The following is a 21994-nucleotide window of genomic DNA, read 5'->3' on the forward strand; positions in this document are numbered from 1 at the left end:
GCCTGTCATGCCAGCGCCTCATCTATCAATTCTATCCAGTGCCGGACCGGAACCAGGCTGCCGGCCTGCAGATGCATCAGGCAACCAATGTTCGCCGTCGCCGTGAGCGCCGGTTTGCCGGCCGCCAGGGCCGCCAGCTTGTTGTCCCGCAACTGTCCGGCCAACTCGGGTTGCAACAGAGAATAGGTGCCGGCCGAGCCGCAGCACAAATGGTTGTCGGCCACCAGCGTCAGCTGGTAGCCGGCTGCCTGCAACAATACTTCAATACTGCCGCGAATCTGCAGGCCATGCTGCAGCGTACAGGGCGAGTGAAAGGCCAGCGCCCCCCGCGGCTCCGGATGAGCCGCCAGCAAAGCCAGCAAGCGGGTCTTTTCGGCGGTCAGCACCTCGGACGGATCGCGGCACAGGGCACTGATTGCCGCAGCCTTGTCGCGGTAGGCCGGATCATCGGCCAGCACATGCCCGTAGTCGCGGACCTGGACGCCACAGCCAGAGGCAGTAACGACGATGCCCTCAATACCGCCTTCGACATGCGGCCACCAGGCATCGATATTGCGCCGCATATCATGGCGACCGGCGTCCTGGTCATTGAGATGAAAGCGCACGGCACCGCAGCAACCAGCCTTGGCCTCCTCGAACAATTCGATGCCCAGTTTATTCAGGACGCGCGCTGTCGCAGCATTGATATTGGGGGCCAGCGAGGACTGCACGCAGCCGGCCAGTATCAGCATCCGGCGGGGATGGCCAGCCGGTGACGGCCATGGTCCACCAACCGGCTGAAATGCCGGCAGTTGGTCAGCCACACTCGATGGCAACAGGGTTTTGGCCAGACGGCCAAGTTTCACTGCGCTACCGAACAGCGCCTGTCGCGGCAAAACGGCCTTAAGGACCCAGCGCCTCAGCGTATCGGCCAGCGGTCGCGGCAACCGTGCCTCAACGACCTGACGCCCGACATCAAGCAGATGGCTGTACTTGACGCCCGACGGGCAGGTCGTTTCGCAGGAGCGGCAGGTCAGGCAACGGTCAAGATGGGTACGCGTCTTTTCCGTCACCGGCTTGCCCTCGAGCGCCTGCTTGATCAGGTAGATACGGCCACGCGGGCCGTCGAGTTCATCGCCAAGCAATTGGTAAGTCGGGCAGGTGGCGGTACAGAAACCGCAATGCACACACTTGCGCAGGATTTCCTCGGCAATCCGGCCGGCCTGGGTAGCGCGCAGTTCGTCGGTCAGCGTGGTATCCATCAAAACTCCGCGTAGAGACGGCCGGGATTGAGGATGCCCTTCGGATCGAAGGCCTTTTTCAAGCGTCGGTGCAGGGCGAGCAGGGCCGGCGACAACGGCGCAAAGGCCCCTTCCAGGCAGCGTAGCGACTCTGGCCCACGGTAGAGCACGGCATGTCCACCGAGACCGGCTGCCGCGCCACGAATCGCCGACGGCTCGCCGGCATACCAGCGCAGCGCACCACCCCACTCGATGGCGCACAGCCCGTCGAGCCCGGGACACGGCGCGGTGGACGGTACAGCCAGTCGCCACAGCAACGGGCCGGCAAAGGCCGGGTGCGTTTGTTCGCGGACCGACAGCCAGAACTTTTCGGCATCAGGCACTGGCGTACCGCCCAGTTTGGCGGCGGCCGCCTCGACCGCTGCCCGCGCCCCGGAGAGGCGCAGCGACAACTGACCGTCATGCCAGAAAGAGGCAGAAACCGGCAGCGGCTGGCCGCCCCATTCGTTGAGCCGACGGATTGCCTCGGCGGCATCGCAGACAAATAGCAAGGTGGTTTCGGCCACTGGCCGGGGCAGTACCTTGAGCGTCGCTTCAGCAATCACGCCGAGCGTACCAAGGCTGCCCGAGATCAGCCGTGAGACGTCGTAGCCGGCGACATTCTTCATGACCTGACCGCCGAAATTGAGGACCTGCCCCGTCCCATCGACCAGCTTCACCCCGAGTACGAAGTCGCGCACGGCGCCGGCCTGCTGCCGACGCGGCCCCGCGAGGCCGGCAGCGATACAACCCCCCACCGTTGCCGAGCCGAAATGCGGTGGTTCGAAGGCCAGCATCTGCCCCTGCCCGGCCAGCACCGCCTCAATCTCGGCCAGCGGCGTCGCGCCGCGGGCGGTGATGTACAGTTCGGTTGGTTCATAGGCAACGATGCCGCGATGGCCGGAAACGTCAAGAACCTCACCGGCCAGCAGGCCGCCGTAGAAGTCCTTGCTGCCACCACCCCGGATACGCAGCGGCATCTGGTGCTCATGGGCCGCCCGAACGGCAGAAACAATGTCGTCGAGTTCACACAGGACCGGCATCAGAAACGCTCCAGTTCGGGAAATTTCACCTCGCCCTGATGCACGTGCATGCGACCGTATTCGGCACAGCGGTGGAGGCTTGGTACGGCCTTGCCGGGGTTGAGCAGGCCGCTCTCATCAAAGGCCGCCTTGACGCGATGGAAAGCCTCAAGTTCCGGCGTCGCGTACTGGACGCACATCTGGTTGATTTTCTCGATCCCGACCCCGTGTTCGCCGGTGATCGAGCCACCGAGCGCCACCGACAATTCGAGTATCTCCGCCCCGAAGGCCTCGGCCCGTTCCCAGTCGCCCGGTTGCGAGGCGTCGTACATGATCAGCGGATGCAGGTTGCCGTCACCGGCATGGAAGACATTGGCGCAGCGCAGGCTGTACTTCTTTTCCATGGCGGCAATGGCCGACAGCATGTCGGCCAAGCGCTTGCGGGGAATGGTCCCGTCCATGCAGTAATAATCCGGCGTGATGCGCCCGACTGCCGGAAAGGCCGCCTTGCGTCCGGCCCAGAAACGCAGGCGCTCCGCTTCCGACTGCGACACGCGAATATCACTGGCGCCGGCTGCCGTCAGCACTTCGGTGACCCGGGCGATTTCCTCGGCGACCTCTTCCGGCGTGCCATCGGACTCGCAGAGCAGAATGGCCTCGGCATTCATGTCGTAGCCCGCCTTGACGAAAGGCTCGACGGCCGCCGTTGCCGCCTTGTCCATCATCTCCAGACCAGCCGGGATGATGCCGGCGGCGATGATCGCGGCGACCGCATCGCCAGCCTGCGCGACATCGTTGAACGACGCCATCACCACTTGGGCCAGTTCAGGCCTGGGGATCAGCCTGACGGTCACCTCGGTGACCACGCCAAGCATCCCCTCGGAGCCGATGAGCAGGGCGAGCAGATCGTAGCCGGGCGCATCGGGCGCCTCCGAGCCAATATCAAAAACCTCGCCCTCGATGCTGACAACACGGATGCGCAAGACGTTATGGACGGTCAGGCCGTATTTCAGGCAATGCACCCCCCCCGAGTTTTCGGCGACGTTGCCTCCCAGCGTGCAGGCAATTTGCGATGACGGATCGGGCGCGTAGTAGAGACCGAAGGGTGCCGCCGCTTCGGACACAGCCAGGTTGCGGACGCCGGGCTGAACGACGGCAAGGCGGGCCACCCGGTCAACACGCAGAATTTTGTTGAAGCGGGCCAGCGACAGCACAACGCCCTCGGCATGCGGCATCGCCCCGCCCGACAGCCCCGTACCCGCACCGCGCGCCACGACCGGCACGCCCATCTGGTGACAGGTACGCAGGATATGGATGACCTGCGCCTCGGTCTCGGGCAGACAGACTGCGAGGGGCAATTGGCGGTAGGCGGTAAGGCCGTCGCATTCGTAGGGCCGTAAATCCTCTTCGCCGAGCAGCAGGCAATGGGCCGGCAGAAAGCGCTGCAGGCGACGGGCCAGGCTAGCCTGATCGGTCGAGAAAACAGGATCGGATAAATTCATGCCGTCATTCTACGAGGATGGCGCGAAAGTCGTTGACGTTGGTCCGTGTCGGACCAGTCACCAACAGGTCGCCAAGCCCGGCAAAAAAGCCCCAGGCATCGTTGTTGGACAAATGCCGGCGCGGGTCCAGTCCGGCAGCGCGCGCCCGAAGCAGCGTATCCGGGCCGACAAAAGCACCGGCATTGTCTTCGCTGCCATCGATGCCATCGGTATCGGCGGCCAACGCGTGGATGCCGGTAGCACCATCCAATGCCAAGGTGAGCGCAAGCAGAAATTCCGTATTACGCCCACCGCGTCCATCGCCCTTCATGGTCACCGTCGTTTCGCCACCGGATAGCAGCACGCATGGCTTTTTCGCCGGGAAACCATGCAGCCCGGACGAGCGCGCCATGCCCGCCATGACCTTGGCGACCTCCCGTGCTTCGCCCTCGATGGCGTCGCCCAGAATGAGCGGCGTAATGCCGAGCCGTTGCGCTTCGGCAGCTGCCGCCTGGAGCATCTGGCGCGGACTGGCGATCAGGCGAAAATCGCTGCGCACCAGCCGTGCATCGCCCGGTTTGGGCGTTTCCAGCTCCCCCGAAACCAGCCGCTGGCGCAGCACGGCCGGCAGTTCGATACCGTAGAAATCGAGCACCTTGAGCGCATCGGCTGCTGTAGAGGGGTCACCGATCGTCGGGCCGGAGGCAATCACCGCCGGGTCGTCACCGGGCACATCCGAGATCGCCAGCGTCAGCACCTGGGCCGGCCAGGCAGCAGCGGCCAGCCGCCCACCCTTGAGGGCCGACAAATGCTTGCGTACGCAATTGATCTCGCCAATGCTCGCCCCCGAACGCAGCAGTGCAGAGGTGAGCGCCCGCTTCTCGGCCAGCGTGATGCCGACAGCCGGTGCCGCCAGCAGGGCCGAGCCACCGCCGGAAATCAGTGCCAGAACTCGGTCTTCTGCCGTCAGTCCGGAAACTTGCTGAACAATAGCCAGCGCGGCTGCCTCGCCCGCCGCGTCGGGCACCGGGTGTGCTGCCTCGACGATCCTGATCCGCTCGCACGGCACACCGTGGCCGTAACGCGTCACCACCAGACCGTCAAGCGGCCCCGACCAATGGTGCTCGACGGCCTGCGCCATCGCCGCCGACGCCTTGCCTGCGCCGATGACGATCAGCTGGCCACCGTCATCCGGCGGCAGATGGGGCGGCACGCACAGGGCCGGATCGGCCGCCGCAATGGCCGCATCAAAAAGGCGGCGCAGGGTGTCACGTTGATTCATTGCTGACGCCAGCCGAGGCCTGCCTCGGTCGTCGTCAGTGGCTTGTATTCGCAGCCAACCCAGCCGTCGTACCCCAGTTTGTCGAGCCAATCAAAAAGAAATGGGTAGTTGATTTCGCCGGTACCAGGCTCGTGGCGACCGGGATTGTCGGCGATCTGAATATGGCCGATGCGGCCGAGATTGGCCTCAATCGTCCGCGCCAGATCGCCCTGAATGATCTGCGCGTGATACAGATCGAGTTGCAGCTTGACGTTGCTGCGATCAATGGCGCCGATCAAGGACACCGCCTTGTTAATGTCATCCAGCCAGTAACCCGGCATATCGATGCGGCTGTTGATCGGCTCGATCAACACGGTAGCGCCCACCGTGGCAAAACGGTCAGCTGCGAATTGCAGGTTGGCGATGTAGGTCGCCTCCAGTGCCGACTCAGCGACGCCTTGCGGCCGCAGGCCGGCCATACAATGGACCCGCTCACAGTCGAGGACCATGGCGTAGTTGAGCGCCAGTTCGACACTTTCGGCAAACTCGCCCTGACGATGCGGCAGACAGGCCAGGCCCCGCTCACCAGCCGCCCAGTCGCCGGGTGGCAGATTGAACAGCACCTGCTCGACATCGGCCGCCTTGAGCCATTCCGCTACATCATGCGCCGGCCAGTCGTAGGGGAAAAGATATTCCACACCGCGAAAGCCGGCAGCAGAAGCCCGCTCGAAACGTTCAGCAAATGGCACATCGGCAAACAAAAAACTGAGATTGGCAGCGAACTTGGGCATGATGGAGCAGTCATTAGCGTGAGCCAAAAGTATAATCTGCACTTATCAGGAGAACGCAACGTGAATGACAACGAACAAGAACGCAAGGGCAACCGCCTGTCGAAGATCGTCACCCGCACCGGCGACGCCGGCACGACCGGGCTCGGCGACGGCAGCCGGACGACCAAGGACAGCCTGCGCATCGACGCCATCGGCGAGGTCGATGAACTGAACTCCGGCCTGGGTGTGCTGCTTTGCGAAGACATGCCGGAAGCCATGCGGGCGGCCCTGCTCGATGTCCAGAACGACCTTTTCGACCTTGGCGGCGAACTCTGCCTGCCCGGCATGGCAGTCATGAAGGATGCCCAGGTAGCCCGTCTCGAAGCACAGGCCGAGGCCTTCAATGCCGACCTGCCCATGCTCAAGGAATTCATCCTGCCCGGCGGCACCCGCGCCGCCGCGCTTGCCCACCTCAGCCGCACGGTCTGCCGCCGCGCCGAGCGCTCGATGGTTCGCCTGCACGGCGCCGAACCGCTGTCCGACGCGGCACGCCGCTACGTCAACCGTCTCTCCGACCTGCTCTTCATCCTTGGTCGCGCCCTCAACCGGGCGGGCGGACGTGGCGACGTCCTGTGGCAAAAGGGCAAGAATGCAGCCTGAGCCTTTCGCCCTCCTTTTCCCTGGGATCGGATAAGCCGTGTACCGGGTCAAGACCATCTACCGCAACCGCGGCTCTGATCCGATCATCGAGCGCGGCCCCTGGCACGACTCGCGCAAGGATGCCGAGTACTGGGCCGAACAACTGCGCCTGGCCGGCTACGCGGTGAGCATCGAAAGCCAGCAGATCAAGTCCGACGACGACAACTCGGATCTCGCTGCGGCACTTGCCGGGATGGCGTGAGTGTGCGCCGAGCGCCTGGAGTGAATTTCGGAGAAATCTCTTGCAGGTCTTGATGGGTTCAGCAAATTCGACCCGGGCATTATTGCTGACATTCGCCATCACCATCATGGTGCTGATACTCGGCGCATGGTTGATGCTCTACGATTTGCGACAAACCGACGTTCAACAAGCCCAAAATCAACTGGCTGGACTCAGTCGCGTACTTTCAGACCAGACTGCAAATAGTCTGGAAAGTGTGTCGCTAGTGATGCGCAGCGCCAGGGAAAGGCTGTCTGACCCCGTTGGGAGACGCCTTGATCTTGATGACACACCGGTCACGTTTCTGCTCAAGGCACGCGTCGCAGGTCTTCCGCAGCTGCGCTCCCTGTTCATCGTGGACCGCGCCGGCATGCTCGCCAATTCGTCATTTGCCGACCGAACCCAGGTCATGTCCCTTGCCGACAGGGACTACTTCCAGCATTTTCTGAACAAGCCCGATGACAGCTACTTTCTCAGCCCGCCGTTGCGTAGCCGGCTTGATGGGGAGTGGAGCATCTTCATGAGCATCCCGTTCTTTGACGAAGCTCATCACTTGCGCGGCATTCTCGTGGCTTCCATCAGAATTGACTATTTCAACAAACTCTATCGGCAAGTCGGCACCAATCTGGCTGATGGAATCGAATTGCTCGATGACAGGGGCTTGCGCGTCGCCAGTTTTCCGCAGAACGATGAGTTGATGGGGATATTTATTGAAGATTTACCCTCGTTAGGGCCAATTACAGATGGTGAACCAGAACGGCATCAGGTAGCGCCCGTAATTTTGAAAGGGGTGCCCGGCTTTGCCGGCCTGAATCGGGTCAACGGTTTTCCATTGACCATAGCGCTCTTTTATTCCGAGCAACGTGTGCTGGCCCCCTGGCGCAAAATCGCCGCAATGGTCATTCTCGGCGTTGGATTCGTCGTCCTGCTTATTCTGCTGGCCACTGTCAGCCTGGTAAGCCATCTGAAGCAGACCGATGCGTTGACCCTTGCCCTGCACAAGCAGGACGAACGAATGCGCCAACTTATCCAATCGGTCCACGATGCCATCGTAACGGTAGATGCGGGCTTGAACATCGTGATGCTCAATGCAGCTGCCAGAAAGATGTTCAGCATTCCCGAGCCGGCGACAGAAACCTTCCGGTTCGCCAACTGCCTCGATGACAAGTCTGCCCACAAGCTTTCCCTCTGGTTGCATGAAGGTGACGCACCAGCAGACCCCGACGAGAACTCACTCGACGAAATCACAGCCAAGCGTCCCAATGGTCAATCAGTCGTTCTTGAAACAAGCTACTCAAGTGTCCGGGTTCAGGACCAACGCTACCTCACCCTTGTCTTGCGCGACGTTTCCGAGCGCCACCGCGTCGAGCAAGCCTTGCGCGAAAGCAACAGACAGCTGAAAGAACTGACGGCCATGCTGCAAAAGGTACGCGAGGACGAGCGAAGCCGTATCGCTCGTGAAATGCATGATGAACTGGGGCAGTTGATCACAGGTATCCGTTTTGAGTTGCGCTGGCTGGAAAGTCGTCTGCCGGCACAACGTCCGGATCTATCGAGCAAACTTGGCGCAATGGTCAAACAACTGGATGTCACCATTGCCGCTGTCAGGCGGATCACGACAGAGTTACACCCCCTGATTCTCGACGATCTCGGGCTGACTGCCGCAGCCAGCTGGCTGGCAGACCAATTCGCCCAGCGCACGGGCATCGAGGTTGATCTCCGGCTTGCCGATGAAGAACCCACCCAAGGAGGCCCAGTCGCCCTCGCCCTGTTCCGGATCATGCAGGAATCCCTGAACAACGTTGCCAAGTACGCCGAAGCAAGCCTGGTCGAAATCCGGCTGCACCGAAATACATATCACTGGCAACTGGTCATCAAGGACAACGGTGTCGGCATCCAGGTCGAAAGCACAAAGCGGGAAGGTTTTGGATTGATCGGCATGCGAGAGCGTTCGACACTGCTCGGCGGCAGCTTTGATGTAGACTCCGTACGCGGCCGGGGAACACGAATCGAAGTGCGCATCCCGGTTGAAATCGAGCAGAGGCAGGCATGAACAAGATACGCGTATTGCTAGCCGACGACCACGCCATCATTCGCGACGGTATTCGGCAGATCCTGGAGGATTCAGAGGATTTTCTGGTTGCCGGCGAGGCCGCCAACGGTATTGAAGTCATGCAGCACATTCGGGCCGCGACTTGCGACCTTCTAGTGCTCGATATCTCGATGCCCGGACGAAACGGCATTGATCTGATACGGCACGTCCATGATGAAAAGCACGACCTGCCCATCCTCATCCTCAGCATGCATCAGGAAGAGCAATATGCCGTGCGAGCCCTGCACGCTGGTGCTTCCGGATACGTCACCAAGGAAAGCGACAGCGAACTGCTGCTCGCAGCGATGCGCCGGGTAGCTGGTGGCGGCGTCTTTGTCAGCGAGAAGGTTGCCGAGATCATGGCGCGTGGTTTGCACCCGATCAGTGAGGTTTTCCCGCACACACTGCTATCGGATCGCGAATTTCAGGTTTTCGAGATGCTCGCTCAGGGCCTGGGGCTAACCGAAATCGCCAATGAGTTCTCTCTCAGCGTCAAAACAATCAGTACGCACAAGAGCCGCATTCTGCAAAAGATGAATTTCAACAACATGGCGGATCTGATCCGCTATGCCATCACGCACAAACTCGTCGAGCAGGACGATATGGCCTGACGCGAGGCCAGAATCAGAAAATTCCTACACGCAAATTAATCCCCTTCCGATAAAGGGGGCTGAAGAACCGGAAGACAATGTCGCTAGTTAAATGTAACTAGTTTGTGTCCTTCGGTTTTTGAATATTTGCAACAGGAGTCAGATGATGAAGTTTTCCGCCAAGACCCTCGCCACGCTGGGCATCTTTTCCGCACTGATCATGACCGCAACGAGCGCCAGCGCGCTCAGTGACGACGAAGTCAAGTCATTGATGAAGAAGAACAATTGCTTCAAGTGCCACGCCGAAAACAAGGCCAAGGACGGTCCCTCGTACAAAGAGATCGCCGAAAAGAACCGCGACAAGCCGGATATCGCTGCGAAGTTCTACAAGCGCGTCACATCCTTCGAGCAAGTCGAAATCAAGGGCAAAAAGGAAGACCACGAACCGCTTAAAACCAAGGACGACGCTGAAATCAAGGCCATCGTCCAGTGGATCCTGACTCGTTAAATAGTTTTCTGGGGGTAACAATAATGATTACAAAAATGCGCAAGGCTGCCTTGGCGTCGCTGATGCTCGTCGGGTTGTGCCTAACAGCATCACCGGCTCTGGCCGCAGACAGCAAGTTGCCGGTTCCGGGCAGCAAGGATGTCATCTACAAGGACGACGCCAAATGCACCAGCTGTCACGATGAAAGTGAAGTTGTGCCTGTTCTGTCCATCGCCAAGACGAAGCACGGGGTTGCCAAGGATGGCCGCGTCCCAAGCTGCACGTCTTGCCATGGAGAGAGCGAGAAGCACGCCAACAAGCCTGAAGACGTCAAGGTCCGCCCGGCTACCGAGCGCAATTTTGGCAAGAAATCCACCCTGACTGCTGAAGAAAAGAGTGCCGTGTGCACCGGCTGCCACCAAGGCGGCAAGCACATGAACTGGAATACCAGCGCGCACTCAAGCAATGACGTCGCCTGTACTTCCTGCCACCAGGTACATACCGGTCACGACAAGGTTCGCGACAAGCGCGCCCAGCCGGAAGTCTGCTACACCTGCCACAAGCAGCAGCGCGCAGAAGTTAACAAGCCTTCGCATCACCCGATCCCGGAAGGCAAGATGACTTGTTCGGATTGCCATAATGCTCATGGTTCGGCTGGTCAGAAAATGCTGGTTAAAGACACGACCAACGCCACCTGTTTCACTTGTCACGCAGAAAAACGTGGGCCTTTCATCCACAATCACCAGCCGGTCGTTGAGGACTGTTCAAACTGCCACAACCCACATGGCACCGTAGCGGAAAACATGCTGAAGTCCCGTATGCCATTCCTGTGCCAGCAGTGTCACGGTTCTTCTTCGCATCCTGGTAACGTACCCGGCGTACGTAGCAATATGCCAAACGCGATCAGCAGCAATATCGGCCCCGGATACGCCCAGGCCCGAGGATGCAGCAACTGCCACACCAATATCCATGGCAGCAATAATCCAAGTACCGCCACATCTAGCGGTGCTGGCCGTTTCTTCCGCTGATCTCAAGGAAAATGATCATGAGCAAGCAAACGAATTTTATGCGGACTGCAATTTTTGTTGCCCTCTCCGCCGCATTTCCATTCGCCGAAGTACAAGCGGATGATGAAATCGATGCCTTGGTAAATCCCAATGCAACCGAAGCCACCTTCAAACTACCTTACATGGATAAGGTCAATCCGCTGTATCGCCAATATAACGGTGTCAATCAAACCGGCATTAGCGGAAATATTGATCTAAATATCGTCAATCGTAACAATCAGGGTCAGTGGTTCAAACTTCAGGCTGAAAACCTTGGGCTAAGCACCCAGGAGATTGGAATCTCCTACGAACAACAGGGTGATTGGGCGCTAGGCCTGGACTACAACCAGATTCCTCGTTATGCGCCGTATCAGGTAAATACGGCAGTAGCTGGTATCGGCTCGAATCAAATTACCCAACCATCCTATGCCAATGGCGCATTTAGTGGCGGTACTTTAACCAACCCTGTGGTCTATGAAACAAACCTGAAGACCCAACGCGATATAGCAACGTTGTCTGCAAGCAAGTTTTTGATGGAAGGCCTAAAGCTGAGCTTTTCGTTCAAAAATGAAGAAAAGACCGGTACGCGCATGGACGGTGTTCGCGGCGTTGCTGGAACAGGAACACCAAACCGCTATAGCGGCTATCTTTTTTCACCTGAGCCCATCAACCAGTCACACCAGCAATTTGAAGCCACGCTTGATTACTCGGCGGCCAAATTCCAACTTTCTGCTGGGTATTACGGCAGTTTCCTGAGTGCCAAAAACAATTCGCTGGCGATTGTTGGTGGCACCAATACTGCTCTCGTATCTACCGGAGCCGGTGGTCTTTCACCGATCGCATTGTCGCCCGATAATCAGGTTCAGCAAATTTACGTAAACGGTGCTTATAACTTTACGGACAGTACCCGGGGCTCACTCAAAGTCGCCTATTCGGAGGGCCGCCAGAATGAAAACTTCCTGTTCCGCACCGACGTAAATCCAGGAATCGGTAGCAATCTGGATGCCAAAGTTCAAACAACCGAAGCCTTTGCCTCACTAACCTCGCGTATCACGAAGGACTTCAAATTGCTTGGATCATGGCGATACGAAGATAAAAGTGACAAAACGCCAGTTCGCTTGTTCTATACGGGCTACCCGAACAATCCTGAATCCCATGTCGCAAATTGGGGGAAGGCCGAGGCGGACTACCGGATCGGCGGTGGATTCAGCATCAACGGCGGCTTCGATTACACACATAAGCGTAGCCTGGAGTGGGAACGACGCGAAGTTGAGGAACTTACTACCCGCCTTTCCCTCCGCAAATCGATGGGTGAAACAGTTAACGGCACGATTACCCTAGCCCACGCCGACCGTACTGGCTCAGACTGGGAAGGCGGGAATCCTACAATTTATCCCGTCTACCTGGCTGACCGGCAGCGAGAAAAGGTCCGTGGCATGGTGGACTGGTCACCTGCGGAGCGCTTAAATCTCCAATTTGCCTATGAGGCATTTTTCGACAAGTACACCAAGAGTGCATACGGTCTCGACTCCGGAGAAGGGCAAGTCTTTTCATTTGATGCAAACTACGACATCTCCGACAACTGGAAACTGAACGGGTGGTACTCAAAGCAAACTGGCAACATTCAGCAAAACATGCAGGGAGCGGTTTGCTCCGGAACTGGAACATGCGCGTCAGGAACGACCACATTCCGCACGGGGGGCTTGATTCAGTGGGATGCGAAACTAAATCAGGATTCAGACCAGTTTGGATTTGGAATAACAGGAAAGCTGTCTGTATTTGATGTGGGTGCCAAGTATTTTTATACCCGCGACTTGACCAAGCAGGAAATCAGCCCACTCCCAGCAACAACATGTCTAAATGCGGCCTGTACATCAACGGGAGTTGTCGCCACAGGCATGGGAATTATTCCCGATGCAAAATATACGCAGAACACATTCAGTCTTTATGGAACATATCAGGTCTCGAAAGCGACGAAACTGCGGCTTGATTACATCTACGACCTGCGCAAGATGGATGACTACACTTGGCAAAACTGGGTGTATGCGGATGGCACAAGAATCTACGTTAAGCCGGAACAGACAACGCAGATATTTGGAATAAGCCTTATCCAGTCGTTCTGATAGTCTCTTTGAACCGGGCTGGCAACAGCCCGGTTTGTATTTATAGTTAGGAAAACAGCAAATGAGCGAACAAGAAACCAACACCCCGCCCAAGCGGGTCTTCGTCAAAGTATGGAACCCGCTTATCCGCATTGGCCACTGGGTCATGGTTCTATGCTTTGCCGCCCTGTACATCAAGGCATCAAAGTTTCCCCTGCATGCGTACGCCGCCTACATCATCATGGGCTATATGTGCTTCCGCATCATCTACGGGCTAGTCGGGCCGCGGGCAGTGCGTTTCTGGACTTTTATCTACAGCCCGAAGACGATGATCAAATACGGCATCGACTCGGTGGTCGGCCATCCGATGCATACCATTTCGCATAACCCGCTGGGTGGGCTGATGGTTTTCGGGCTGCTTTTTGCCATGCTGGGTACCGGCGCTCTGGGCATCATGCTTTACAGCTCTGGCCAGGAACTGGGGCCGCTCGGCAACATGGTTCCCAGCGAGTGGGAAGATGAGTTTTTCACGATGACCGTGTTTGGTCAGGATCTGGTTGTCGGCCTCAAGGACCTCCATATCTTCTGTGGCAATGTGGCCGCATCGCTTGTAACCTGCCACCTGCTGGGCACCCTGTGGGCTACCGCCGTGCATAAATCCGGGCACGTCATCGGCATGATCACCGGCGTCAAGGATGCGATGGCTGATGATCCGGAGCTGAAGCACTACAAACAAGTCCCCGCACCGCGCTTTGCCAAGAATCTTTCTGATTCCGTCGGCCCGGCAATCACGGAGGTCATTCTGGTTTCCGGTATTTTGATCTGCCTTGTCTGGCCGCTGATCGAACTTTTCGGCTGGATAAACAAATTCATCCCGTCGTATTGATCTGACAATCACCCGTCGTCAGGAAGGGCTTGCGCCGTCAGCAAGCCCTTTTCTTTTGGCCTTTCCGGGCTCGCTACTCAGCCGCTTCAGCTACCCGGCGGGCACGCACGGCCGCAGCCAGGCGGTCCAGTACGGTCACACTGTCTTCCCAGTTGATACAGGCATCGGTGACGCTCTGGCCGTAAACAAGCGGCTTGTCCGGGGAAATATCCTGACGTCCCTCGACCAGATGCGATTCGACCATGACCCCGACGATACGGTCCTCGCCACCAGCCAGCTGGGCGGCGACGCTGTCGCAGACTTCCATCTGCAACTTGTATTGCTTGCGGCTGTTGCCATGCGAGAAATCGACCATCAGCCGGGCCGCAAGGCCGGACTTGGCGATTTCGGTGCAGGCCGCTTCGACGCTGGGCGCATCGTAATTCGGCTCCTTGCCGCCGCGCAGAATGACATGGCAGTCTTCGTTGCCCACGGTCGACACAATCGCGGTGTGGCCGGACTTGGTAACCGACAGGAAGTGGTGCGGCGAATTGGCCGAACGAATGGCATCGACCGCGATGCGCATGTTGCCATCCGTGCCGTTCTTGAAACCGACCGGACAGGACAGACCCGATGCCAGCTCGCGATGCACTTGTGACTCGGTGGTGCGCGCGCCGATCGCCCCCCAGGAAATCAGGTCGGCCGTGTATTGCGGCGTGATGGTGTCGAGGAATTCAGTGGCGCAGGGCAGATCAAGCTCGTTGATCTCGAGCAGGATGCGGCGGGCCAGGCGCAGGCCTTCGTTGATGCGGAAGGTGTTGTCCATGCGCGGATCGTTGATCAGTCCTTTCCAGCCGACCGTGGTGCGCGGCTTCTCGAAATAGACGCGCATGACGACAATGAGGTCGTCGGCGTACTTTTCGGCTTCCTTGGCCAGTTTCTTCGCGTAGTCGATGGCCAGTTCGTAGTCGTGAATCGAGCAGGGGCCGATGACCACCAGCAGGCGGTCGTCAGCACCATGCAGCACACGGTGAATGGCTTGCCGGGCCGCATAGGTCGTCTGGGCGGCGCGGGTAGACACCGGATATTCGCGGAAAACATGGGCCGGCGGTACTAGCTCCTTGATTTCCTTGATGCGCAGATCGTCGGTATTCGGTTTGCTTTGCGGCGTCATGGTCAGGCCCATTCAGGAATGCTTGAAAACTCCGCATTCTACCGGACGCCCGCTTGTCGCGGGACGCCCCCAGACACCGATCAGGGTAGCTGCGTCAGGTAATTGGCCAGGGCCAAAATCTCTTCGTTCTTCAGCCCCGCCGTGGCAATGCTCATCAACTGGTTGTTGCGCACACCGGTCCGGTCGCGATATCGGGTGATCGTTGTCTGCAGGTAGGGCAGCTTCTGGCCGGCCAAGCGGGCGATGGCTTCATTGCCGCGAGCCTGCTCGCCGTGGCAACGGACACAAAGACGCTCGAACAAGACCTTGCCCTTGGCCACCTGGGCTGCATCGGCGGCCGACGGGCGAACCGGCAGGCTGGCAAAGTAGGTAGCAACCTGAACCCGCTCTTCATCCTTGAGCACCTTGATCAGGCCCTGCATGAAGGCATCCTTGCGCTCGCCGGCACCAAATTTGCGAATCTGCTCAAGCAGGTAGGCCGGATTCTGCCCCGCCAGATTGGGCACGTCGGGGGTCTTGCTGATACCGTCATCGCCATGGCAATTGGCACAAAAGAACGTGGCCTTCTTGCCGGCGTCGACCGCTGCGCGCAGCGCCACCGGGTCGCCACTCAGCGCCTTCAGGCGATCCTGCGCCGGGCTCGGCGTCGGCAGCGATTGAGCAAAAGCCGAAGCGGCTACCAGACAGCCCACAAGAACCAAAAATGCACGCATCAAATTACCCCCACAAAGTAGCTACTTATTATGCAGTACCGCCTACCGTCAGTCCATCAATGCGCAAGGTCGGCTGGCCGACGCCAACGGGGACACTCTGGCCATCCTTGCCGCAGGTACCGACACCCGGATCGAGTTTGAGGTCGTTGCCGATCATCGAAACCCGGGTCAGCGCATCCGGGCCATTGCCGATCAGCGTGGCCCCCTTGATCGGGCGGGTCACCTTGCCATCCTCGATCAGATAAGCCTCGCTCATCGAAAAAACGAACTTGCCACTGGTGATATCAACCTGGCCACCACCGAAATTGGCGGCGTAAATACCCTTCTTGACCGACTGGATGATTTCCTGCGGGTCATGCTGGCCGGCCAGCATCATGGTGTTGGTCATGCGCGGAATGGGCAGGTGGGCGAAAGATTCGCGCCGCCCGTTGCCAGTCGGTGCAACACCCATGAGGCGGGCATTCAGGCTGTCCTGCAGGTAGCCCTTGAGAATGCCGTCCTCGATCAGCACGGTACGTTGGGTGGTATTGCCTTCGTCGTCGATATTGAGCGAGCCACGGCGGTCGGCGATGGTGCCATCGTCGATGACGGTGACGCCCTTGGCCGCGACCCGCTGACCAACCCGGCCACTGAAGGCCGAGCTCCCTTTGCGGTTGAAGTCGCCTTCGAGACCGTGGCCGACTGCTTCGTGCAACAGGATACCGGGCCAGCCAGAACCGAGCACAACGGTCATCTGACCAGCCGGGGCAGGATCGGCGTGCAGATTGACCACCGCCTGATGGACGGCCTCGCGCGCATACTGCTGGAGGATTTCGTCGTCAAAATAGCCAAAGTCGAAACGGCCGCCGCCACCCGAGGAGCCCTGCTCACGCTTGCCGTTTTCTTCGATGATGACCGAGATCGAGCAGCGCACGAGCGGCCGGATGTCGGCAGCGAGACGGCCATCCGAGCCGGCAACGAGGACCACTTCGTACTCGCCGGCGAGCGAGGCCATGACTTGCAGGACACGCGGATCGAGCGCCCGGGCAAAGCCTTCGAGGCGCTCGAGCAACTTGACCTTGGCATCGGCCGGCAGGGAGGCGATGGGGTCGTGCGGGACGTATAGCGAATGCGCAGCAGTGGACCGGACAAACTGCCCAAAGCGGGCATTCTGGCCCGACGAACCAATCGCCCGCACGGCGTTGGCAGCATCGCCGAGCGCCCGCGAACTGATGTCGTCGGAGTAGGCAAAAGCTGTCTTTTCGCCGGCCAGGGCGCGCACACCAACCCCCTGGTCGATGCTGAAGCTGCCCGACTTGACGATGCCCTCATCGAGACTCCAAGCCTCGGAACGCGAATACTGGAAATAGAGATCGGCGTAATCGACCTGATGCGTGAGGATCTGGCCAAAGGTCCGCGACAGGTCACCCTCGCTGAGCGAGAAGGGGGCCAGCAGCAGGGATTCGGCCTGGGCCAGCGCGCTGTTTTGCATCATGAAAATCCTTAAAGTTTGCGGTGAGCGAGCGCCGGCAGGCTCTCGCGAATATCGGCGATACGCTGGTGATCGAGGTCGGCAATGACGACGCCCGGCCCCTTCTGCTTGCGGTCGAGAATTTCGCCCCAGGGATCGATGATCATGCTGTTGCCGTGCGTCATGCGGCCATTCTCATGGCGACCACCCTGACCAATAGCGAGAAGATAGCACTGGTTCTCGATGGCCCGGGCACGCAGCAGGATTTCCCAATGCGCGCGTCCGGTGGTTTCAGTGAAGGCGGCCGGCACGAGGATCAGGTCGACCGGTGCCAGGGCACGGTAAAGCTCGGGAAAGCGCAGGTCATAGCAGATCGACAAGGCAATCGAGCCGAAGGGCGTATCGACCGCAACGGGTTGATCGCCCGCCTCGATAAAGCCAGCCTCGTCGTAGGTTTCATCGCCTTTTCTGAAACCGAACAGATGTATCTTGTCGTAGCGTTTGACGCATTCACCTGCCGGATTGAAGACCAGGCTGGCGTTGCGCATCTTGTCCGGACTGCTGGCTGCCAGCGGGATCGACCCGGCAAAAAGCCAGATGCCATGCCGCTGCGCGGTTTCAGCCAGCCAGGACTGGATCGGGCCGGTACCGAAGTCCTCGCGGGCGCGCACACGGTCGGCATCGGCGGCACCGATGATGGGAAAATACTCGGGCAGCGCGACCAGTTGCGCCCCCTGACTGACCGCCTCATCAATCAAGCGGCCTGCGGTCACCAGATTATCCGCGACGCGCGGCCCGGAAATCATCTGCACGCCAGCCATTCGACAGTTTTGCTTGGTCACGGTTTGCTTTCCACGGGTGGACTCTCCTCTTCCGGTTTGACGGCCGGTGCAGTCAGACCACCGACTTTGTCGACCTGGGGATCGGCCCAGGTACCGGTCACATGATATCGGTAGCTGAAGAGACGATTGAGCGGTTTTTGCAGGACCGTATTGGCAACCAAGGCGGCCGCCCCGACCACCGGGTTAACCAATGCCGCCGCACCAACGGCAGCCAGCCCGCCGAGCTCAGGCCGAACGACCACCTGCATGTCCTGGGTTTCGGCTCGCAAGTCGGTTTCACCCTGCATTTCGATCTGGACCGCCGGGCCAAATATACGCAGCGGCTCATTCGTGCGCATGACCCCCTTGCGGACCGACAGCTTGCCTTCAATGCTATCGAAGGCCAGACCATCACTGAAAACATCCCGGAAATCGAGGGTCAGCCGACGCGGCAAGGATTGCAGCGAGATCAGGCCAAGCAACTTGCCAACCCCCGGCTCAAGCTTGTTGAACTGCCCCTTTTCCGCCTCCACGGTGAGCTGGCCGGTCAGGGTCGGATAGTGGATACCGGTCAACGGACCGCTCCATTGCAGGTCGCCAACCAATTTAGCCTTGCCGCGCCGCACCGAGTCGGCGTAACCGAGCCGGCCGAGCAGTTTGCCGGCATCCTTGGCGTTCAGCTCGAAATCGAGCCGGGTCTGATGGCGGCCGGTATTGACCCAGACGCCTTTACCCTTCAGGCCACCATCCGGATTTTCCAGATTCAGGTTGTCGAGATACCACGCTCCCTTGTCGTTACGGGCCTTTAGCTCGAGTCTGCCCAACGCCTTGTCGCCCAGATAGAAATCATCCACCGATAAACTCATGCCGGGCAGGGTATTGATCAGCGACGAAGCGCCATCGCCCCCTCGGCGAGCGGGCGAACCACCAGACGCTTGAAATTTCCCTCGACCCAACCCGCCCCGGCACTGTTCCAGAAGACATCGCCAACTGCCTCGCGGGTATTAAAACCGATCTGCCAGCCGCCATCACGCGGGCGGAGGCTGACATCGACCTGGTTGTAATCTCGATCCATGAGGTGCAACTGGGGCGTCTTCAGCGTCACAACGCTGAGCGCCAGACCACCGCCATCGGCCCCGCCGGTTCCTTCCGGCAGGAAGTTCTTCCAGGCATCGGCATCGATGCGCGGCACCGAGACACGGACGGCCAGCCCTTTCTCCGGCAACCGCGGCTCGGCGTCGCCAACCGCCAGCACGCCGCGCTCCCAATTGCCCAGCCGGTTGACGACCAGGCCCTGGGCAACTTTGCCCAAGGTAATCCGGTATTGCTCACGCTGGGCATCCGGCGTGGACCGGACGATGCGCAAGGGAAGCGGCATGGTGGCGTTCTTGTTCAACGGCTCGGGGAGGGGCGAACTGATCCCGAGCAAATCCGACTCGATGAGGACATCTGCGTTGCGCCGGCGGATATTGATGTCGGCCCGCCAGCCGGCCCGTCCGCTCAGGTGATTGATCAGGGGCCAGCCAAAGTACTTGCTGACTTCTCCGATCGCGGCAGTCCCAGTGGCGACAACGCCAATCCTGTCACCGGCATTTTTCACGTTCACCTTGAGCGGGCCGCCAAAGACCTGGCCCGTGATGTCCTGAGCACTCACCGTGCTTTCCGTCAGCAACAGGCGACCATTGACCTGGGTCAGCGGCGGCAGACCCGCCACTGGCTGCAACTGGTTATTCTGAAAGCGATAGTCGCCGCGCATCCTGGTATCGAGGGCATGACGCAGCGGAATATCGAGTTCAAGATTCAGACTGCCGCTGCCACCTGCCTTCATGCCATCGGTAAAGTGGTCGATGGTTTCGGCCACCGGGCTCTGCTCGATGAAACGCAGGAACTCGCTGGTCGGCCCTTGGGCGACGCCGCGCACCAGCAGCATCTCCTCGTGCGACTCGAAATCGGGAATATCGACCTTCACATCAGCCAGCGAGGCACCGAGGATGCGCCCCTTGCTGGCGACAATCTTCATGCCGGTATCGAAGGTCATGTCGGCATCGATATCGTCAATCACCGGCCAACCATCCGCGTAATCGACCTTCGCGCCGGTCGCCTTGGCGGTCACGATGAACTTGCCACCCTTGCCATCCCGGAAGGGAAAGTCTTTCAGATTGCCCCTGAGGATCAGCTTGCCGTCATAGCCACGGCCAGCCACGATGCCGCGGCGAATCCAGTTACGGGCGACGGCATTGACCGCATGCGGCATGTAGCGCCAGACGGCGCGCCCTTCGCCACGCTCGACACTGGCCGTCAGATCGATTTCACCCGGCCCTTCGCCGGTGAACCGATACGTCCCCTGGGCTGAACCGGCCGCGTCCGGTCCGGCGAATTCAAGCCGGGACAGCTTGACGTCAACCGCTTGCGGGCTGGCCTTCCAGCTGGCCTTGACGGCCAGGGCATCGAGGGCGATATCCGGCTCGGGAAAGATGGCCGGCAGCGACAGGCTGGAGGTCGTTGAATCGATGACCAGCTCCCCCCCTTTTTCGGTCAGATCGACACGGCCGGAAATGCCCGCCCCACCGGGAAAATATCGGTCGGCGACGAGGCCCATGTCGCGGAAACCGGCCTTCAGGCTGTAGCGCTTCAGGGTCTCGTCATCGAGCACCCAGCTGGCCTTCAATTCGGAAATTCTGCCCTGCGGGCGATGCCGTGTCAGCAGATCGCGACTATGGGGATCGAGCGGCAAATGGGCCGCCAGGCGACCGAGCACCCCAAGGTCGAGAAAGCTGGCGCTTGAATTACCGTTGACCAAGCCGGTTTTGGCATCCTGTCGCCATTCCACCTTGAAGTCAGTCGGCGCCACGCGCAGACCGGCCTGCGTCTGCAATTCGACCTGATGACCGGCGACGGCCCAGGCATCGCTCTTGTAACTGCCTTCGAGGCGCCCGCGCATGCTGGCCAGATCAAGTTCGGGCGGTTTGCGGCCAAGACGGATACGCAGCTCCTCAAGGGCCACATCGGCCGTCAGCTTGCCGGCCCCATCGTCGAGGTCGCCCCAGATCCGCAAGGCACCCCGCCCTTGCGGCAGGAGAACGGGATAATCGACCCAGGGTCGCCAGCCGGCCAGATCGGCATAGGCCAGTTCGACAAAAACACGCCCGGACAAGCGGTCCAGCGCCTCGCCCAGATCGCCCTGCACTTCCCCGCGAATATCGACGCGGGCGGCCAACGCATCGGGTGGTGCCGCCGACAAGCCAAAGCGATGCCGGCGACCACTGTTGTCGAGCGCCAGTTGCAAATCTTCGAGAACCAGCGGCGGCGCCTTGCGCAGCCTGTCATCCCAAACAATCGTTGCATTGTGGATACGAATGCGCTTTTGCTGGAGCACCCATTCGGCAAAACCCGAGTCGCTATCCCCCTCGGTATCGACACCGGCCACCGTGATCTTGCCATTGGCGTCGCGCCGGACATGCAGCACCGGGCCATCGAAAACGAGCAAGGCCAGGGTTGGCCGCAAGCGCCACAGGGACTGCCAGGACAGTACGCCTTCGACGCGGGCCAGCGAGAAAGCCGAGCCCCCGGAGCGGTCGGCGATGACCACGTCGTCGAGCACCAGATCGGGATTCAGGCCTTGCCAGCGGGCCTCGATGCGGCCAATTTTGACGGCCTGTCCAACCGCCTGCGTCGCCGCCTGCTCGATCTGGCTCTGGTAGTCGCCAATTTTGGGCAGCACGACATAGCGCAGGGTCAGGATCAGGGCAGCAAATAACAACCATGCGCCGAACAGCGTCCAGCCGAGCAGCCGGACGGGACGTCCGGCGAGCAGAGGCCACAGCCAATGCAGACGGTGGTACAGGGCAACGCGCAGATCGGATGGAATCACCGGAGAGTTTCGCGCATCCAGATCACGCACGCGTCAAACCGTTTTGCCAGGAAGGGGAATAGATCACTACA

Annotated in this window: 19 protein-coding genes; 8 read left to right on the forward strand and 11 right to left on the reverse strand. The window is 59.8% G+C overall.

Features of this window, described 5'->3' with window-relative positions; translation table 11 throughout:
• Positions 1–5: 5 nt before the first annotated feature.
• The 5 genes from glcF to hyi are packed head-to-tail and all read right to left on the reverse strand — an operon-like array spanning position 6 to position 5814.
• The gene (gene glcF, locus HYN24_RS11975; protein WP_117609462.1) at positions 6–1241 is read right to left on the reverse strand and encodes a glycolate oxidase subunit GlcF; all 1236 of its coding nucleotides are present in this window, start codon (positions 1239–1241) and stop codon (positions 6–8) included.
• Positions 1241–2302 (reverse strand): glycolate oxidase subunit GlcE, encoded by a 1062-nt coding sequence (gene glcE / locus HYN24_RS11980; RefSeq protein ID WP_117609463.1) that lies wholly within the window; start codon positions 2300–2302, stop codon positions 1241–1243. The genes glcF and glcE overlap by 1 nt, the downstream gene beginning before the upstream one ends.
• Positions 2302–3783 (reverse strand): FAD-linked oxidase C-terminal domain-containing protein, encoded by a 1482-nt coding sequence (locus HYN24_RS11985; protein WP_117609464.1) that lies wholly within the window; start codon positions 3781–3783, stop codon positions 2302–2304. Before HYN24_RS11985 ends, glcE begins: the two co-directional genes overlap by 1 nt.
• Before the next feature lie 4 nt (positions 3784–3787).
• Positions 3788–5044 (reverse strand): glycerate kinase, encoded by a 1257-nt coding sequence (locus tag HYN24_RS11990; protein WP_117609465.1) that lies wholly within the window; start codon positions 5042–5044, stop codon positions 3788–3790.
• Positions 5041–5814 carry a hydroxypyruvate isomerase gene (gene hyi, locus HYN24_RS11995; RefSeq protein ID WP_117609466.1) on the reverse strand — a complete coding sequence of 258 codons (774 nt, stop codon included), beginning with the start codon at positions 5812–5814 and terminating at the stop codon, positions 5041–5043. The genes HYN24_RS11990 and hyi overlap by 4 nt, the downstream gene beginning before the upstream one ends.
• 60 nt (positions 5815–5874) lie before the next feature.
• On the opposite strand from hyi, the gene HYN24_RS12000 reads away from it, so the two are divergent.
• The 8 genes from HYN24_RS12000 (at position 5875) to HYN24_RS12035 (ending at position 13915) form a co-directional block, all read left to right on the forward strand.
• Entirely contained in the window at positions 5875–6453 is a 579-nt protein-coding gene (locus tag HYN24_RS12000) for a cob(I)yrinic acid a,c-diamide adenosyltransferase (RefSeq protein ID WP_117609467.1), read from the forward strand.
• A gap of 37 nt (positions 6454–6490) precedes the next feature.
• Entirely contained in the window at positions 6491–6694 is a 204-nt protein-coding gene (locus tag HYN24_RS12005) for a hypothetical protein (protein ID WP_117609468.1), read from the forward strand.
• 40 nt (positions 6695–6734) lie between these two features.
• On the forward strand, positions 6735–8765 hold the full coding sequence (locus HYN24_RS12010; protein WP_162888720.1) for an ATP-binding protein: 2031 nt from the start codon (positions 6735–6737) through the stop codon (positions 8763–8765).
• On the forward strand, positions 8762–9415 hold the full coding sequence (locus HYN24_RS12015) for a response regulator transcription factor (RefSeq protein WP_117609470.1): 654 nt from the start codon (positions 8762–8764) through the stop codon (positions 9413–9415). Before HYN24_RS12010 ends, HYN24_RS12015 begins: the two co-directional genes overlap by 4 nt.
• Positions 9416–9557: 142 nt before the next feature.
• Positions 9558–9902 (forward strand): c-type cytochrome, encoded by a 345-nt coding sequence (locus HYN24_RS12020; protein ID WP_240327666.1) that lies wholly within the window; start codon positions 9558–9560, stop codon positions 9900–9902.
• 23 nt (positions 9903–9925) lie between these two features.
• Positions 9926–10909 carry a DmsE family decaheme c-type cytochrome gene (locus HYN24_RS12025; RefSeq protein WP_117609471.1) on the forward strand — a complete coding sequence of 328 codons (984 nt, stop codon included), beginning with the start codon at positions 9926–9928 and terminating at the stop codon, positions 10907–10909.
• A 17-nt stretch (positions 10910–10926) separates the two neighbouring features.
• On the forward strand, positions 10927–13050 hold the full coding sequence (locus HYN24_RS12030; RefSeq protein WP_162888721.1) for an MtrB/PioB family decaheme-associated outer membrane protein: 2124 nt from the start codon (positions 10927–10929) through the stop codon (positions 13048–13050).
• A 61-nt stretch (positions 13051–13111) separates the two neighbouring features.
• Positions 13112–13915 (forward strand): cytochrome b/b6 domain-containing protein, encoded by an 804-nt coding sequence (locus HYN24_RS12035; RefSeq protein WP_117609473.1) that lies wholly within the window; start codon positions 13112–13114, stop codon positions 13913–13915.
• A gap of 73 nt (positions 13916–13988) precedes the next feature.
• Here HYN24_RS12035 and aroG read toward each other — a convergent pair whose 3' ends face one another.
• The 6 genes from aroG to HYN24_RS12065 all read right to left on the reverse strand — a co-directional run bounded on the left by aroG (position 13989) and on the right by HYN24_RS12065 (position 21953).
• Positions 13989–15080 (reverse strand): 3-deoxy-7-phosphoheptulonate synthase AroG, encoded by a 1092-nt coding sequence (gene aroG / locus HYN24_RS12040; protein ID WP_371413212.1) that lies wholly within the window; start codon positions 15078–15080, stop codon positions 13989–13991.
• Between the two features lie 68 nt (positions 15081–15148).
• Entirely contained in the window at positions 15149–15781 is a 633-nt protein-coding gene (locus HYN24_RS12045; RefSeq protein ID WP_240327667.1) for a cytochrome c, read from the reverse strand.
• A 28-nt stretch (positions 15782–15809) separates the two neighbouring features.
• Positions 15810–17255, reverse strand: coding sequence for a metalloprotease TldD (gene tldD / locus HYN24_RS12050; RefSeq protein ID WP_117609475.1), 1446 nt, complete (start codon positions 17253–17255; stop codon positions 15810–15812).
• 8 nt (positions 17256–17263) lie between these two features.
• Positions 17264–18052 (reverse strand): carbon-nitrogen hydrolase family protein, encoded by a 789-nt coding sequence (locus tag HYN24_RS12055; RefSeq protein WP_205421492.1) that lies wholly within the window; start codon positions 18050–18052, stop codon positions 17264–17266.
• 17 nt (positions 18053–18069) lie between these two features.
• Positions 18070–18906, reverse strand: coding sequence for a YhdP family protein (locus HYN24_RS12060; RefSeq protein ID WP_162888722.1), 837 nt, complete (start codon positions 18904–18906; stop codon positions 18070–18072).
• 29 nt (positions 18907–18935) lie between these two features.
• Positions 18936–21953 carry a YhdP family protein gene (locus HYN24_RS12065; protein WP_117609477.1) on the reverse strand — a complete coding sequence of 1006 codons (3018 nt, stop codon included), beginning with the start codon at positions 21951–21953 and terminating at the stop codon, positions 18936–18938.
• Between the last annotated feature and the right edge of the window lie 41 nt (positions 21954–21994).

It is taken from the genome of Dechloromonas sp. HYN0024 (genome assembly GCF_003441615.1).
In the GTDB taxonomy this organism is placed as follows: Bacteria; Pseudomonadota; Gammaproteobacteria; order Burkholderiales; family Rhodocyclaceae; genus Azonexus.